This window comes from Acinetobacter sp. YH01019 (genome assembly GCF_013420285.1).
GTDB classification, from domain to species: domain Bacteria; phylum Pseudomonadota; class Gammaproteobacteria; order Pseudomonadales; family Moraxellaceae; genus Acinetobacter; species Acinetobacter gandensis.
In genome coordinates this window covers 1-2,972 of record NZ_VOYM01000149.1, presented here as the reverse complement: position 1 = coordinate 2,972, position 2,972 = coordinate 1, and the positions used below count along the sequence as shown (strand labels likewise).

Annotated in this window: 3 protein-coding genes; all 3 read left to right on the top strand. The window is 38.5% G+C overall.

Annotated features, from left to right (window positions below; genetic code table 11):
• Positions 1-630: 630 nt before the first annotated feature.
• The 3 genes from FTT84_RS17380 (at position 631) to FTT84_RS17370 (ending at position 2,813) form a co-directional block, all read left to right on the top strand.
• Positions 631-1,650, top strand: a complete 1,020-nt coding sequence (locus FTT84_RS17380; RefSeq protein WP_373685047.1) for a GTP-binding protein — start codon at positions 631-633, stop codon at positions 1,648-1,650.
• Between the two features lie 65 nt (positions 1,651-1,715).
• Complete coding sequence (locus tag FTT84_RS17375; RefSeq protein WP_067764480.1) at positions 1,716-2,246, top strand: YaeQ family protein; 531 nt, start codon at positions 1,716-1,718, stop codon at positions 2,244-2,246.
• Between the two features lie 228 nt (positions 2,247-2,474).
• A complete protein-coding gene (locus FTT84_RS17370; RefSeq protein WP_004981094.1) occupies positions 2,475-2,813 on the top strand; it encodes an FKBP-type peptidyl-prolyl cis-trans isomerase in 339 nt (112 codons plus the stop codon).
• Positions 2,814-2,972 lie beyond the last annotated feature (159 nt).

The window sequence follows — 2,972 nt, the reverse complement described above, 5'->3', positions numbered from 1 at the left end:
TTGTTCCACTTTAGATATTTGTTTAAGATGAGATGTAACTCATTGAAATGTGTCATCATATTCGTCGTCAGAAAACAAGTATTATGCCATTATTTCAATGAGTTATCTTTTTTTGTCGTGTACAAAGTATATTTTAATAAAACCTGAAAGTTCATCACAACAATCAGGAGAGAACTCATGCTAAAGCGATAAATCACGAGCGGCAATGCGAGCAATAAAGCGAAACAGAACGATTAACCTTTATGCAACAAGCAATAGCCCAATGTGCAAAAAATGTAAAAAATAACCAGAAAATTCATCTTAATTTTTTATAAATATATCCTGAACACATATTATTTTTTCGAATGGAATAACAGTCGATTTACATTACATCGTGTGAATAGGCCATTTGGTCGATCATTTGGCAAATATAAATGTAAGTATTCTTTTCAAATTGATGCAATAACGGAAAGATAATGGCGCGATTGTCAATTAAGTGTGACTGAATATTAAATGGCTCATCATTTTAGAAAGATTTAAACACGCTTGCGCCATTTAGCCTGCAAATAGGATTCGAAGGTATAGAACACAAGTATTGATGTGAGCATGTGAAGTCATTAGAGTGATGCTCATTGGTCTTTTACATTTTGTATGAGTGAGTTTGCTTTGAAATTAGTGTCCCCACATGGCGCGATTCCTGTTCATATTATTTCTGGTTTTTTAGGTGCGGGTAAAACCACGCTATTACAGCACTTGTTGGCACAGAAGCCCGAAGGGGAGACGTGGGCCGTTCTGATGAACGAGTTTGGACAAATTGGGGTTGATCAGGAATTATTGCCACAACAAGGTGGCTATGCAGTGAAAGAACTCTTAGGTGGTTGCTTGTGCTGTAGCAGCCAATTACCCATGCAAATTGCTTTATCTCGTTTACTCTCAGAAGAAAAACCAGATCGTCTCTTTATTGAACCAACAGGTCTTGGGCATCCAGCTCAGTTATTAGAACAACTGACAGAGCCGCATTGGTTGCCGCATTTAAGTATGCGTGCTTTAGTGACTGTGGTCGATGGTTCACGTTTGCACGATGCTGATTGGACCAAGCAGAACTTATATGCGGATCAATTGAAAGTCGCGCAAATTGTTTTCATCTCTCATGTTGATATGATGACGAATGCCGATGAGCATGCATTGGACGATTTGCAAAAGGCCTATGCACCTTATCTACAGCTGTGGTTAAAGCCTGAAAATGGCAAGATCGAATTTGCCGAGATAGATCACGTTTATGCAGGCAGCCCACGTAAAATACAGCCTTTACTGCGAATACAAAAACAGCAGACTCAAAGTACGCCAATTGAAATAAAACAATTGCCATATCACTATGTCGAGTCCGCACAAGGCTATAGTGTTGCGGGGTGGAAGCTCCCAAAAAGATGGACATTTGATTTCATGGAATTGCTCGATTTACTGTGTGAGCAGAAAAATTGGCTCCGAATTAAAGGTATTTTTCACACCAATCAAGGTTGGAAAACCTTTAACTTTAATCCAGAGCAATTTAATTATTTGTCGAGCGAAGAAGGTATCGATAATCGAGTCGAAGTCATTTATCAGGGTGAACGTGACTGGCAAGCGTTTGAAGATTTACTCATGCAATGTCGTATTGACGCAGAGAATTAAGTAAATCATGTCAGCAAAGACGCGCCAAATCTTATATGCTAGGCGCCAAATTTGAGGACTCTTGTATGGCGCTGAAAGCTACAATTTATAAAGCAGATTTGAACATTGCCAATATGGATGTACACCAATATGGTGACTATCAACTCACTATGGCATTACATCCATCTGAAACCATTGAGCGTTTGATGGTTCGTGTACTTGCATACGCACGTTATGCAAGTGAGGCGTTAGAATTTACCAAGGATTTGTTTGAAACTGATGAACCGGCTTTGTGGGAAAAAGATTTAACAGGTCAATTGGTCAAATGGATTGAAGTTGGCAGTCCTGACGAAGATAAAGTTAAGAAAGCTAGCGCACGTTGCCCACATGTTGCAGTCATTACGTATGGTTCTTCAGTTGCTGAATGGTACAAGCGTAGCAGCAAATTGAAAACGCTCAAAAACGTCGAAGTTTGGCAGTTGTCAGAAGCAACGACTGAAGCAATTCAAGCGCTGTGTGAACGTACCATGTCTTTGCAGTTAAATGTGATGGATGGTGAATGGACACTGATTGGTGACCATGCACAAGCTGTAATTGAATGGACGCAGTTGCAATAATTTTGATTGTTGATGTTTCAAAGAGGATGTAGATGTCATTTACATCCTTTTTTTATGCCGTAAATAAATTGAGCAGCCTATAAAAAAAATTTAACGATAATTTATACGGGCTACACACAGTCAAATTCAGAGGAGATTGTGAGCCCAGAGTCGAAACCAAGGGCACATCAATTCCAAACTGTTTTATAATATGCTTTTCGAAAAGTACTTATATTTAAGGTTGACGGCATGAGCGCAGAATTAGAGATTATCGATTTAGTGGTAGGTGAAGGTAAAGAAGCGGTAAAAGGTGCTTTGATTACTACTCATTATACGGGTTGGTTAGAAGATGGAACTAAATTCGATTCATCACTTGACCGTGGTAACTATTTTGAAACTGTGATTGGTACTGGCCGTGTAATTAAAGGCTGGGATCAAGGCATTATGGGTATGAAAGTTGGTGGTAAACGTAAATTAATCGTTCCTTCACATCTTGCTTATGGTGAACGTAAAATGGGGAATATTATTCCTGCGAACTCAAACCTTATTTTTGAAATTGAATTATATGACGTTAAAACACGTGATTAATTTAAGTTGACAAAGTTGATCATAAACATGGATGGGCAGAGTAAAACTTGAAGTGCGACATAAACCACCTAATTAATTTAAAGGGTTTATGGAGTATATAAAATTGTCATACCATCATCTTAACTTTGAAGATCGTACTGCATTAATGCTTGAGTCAAG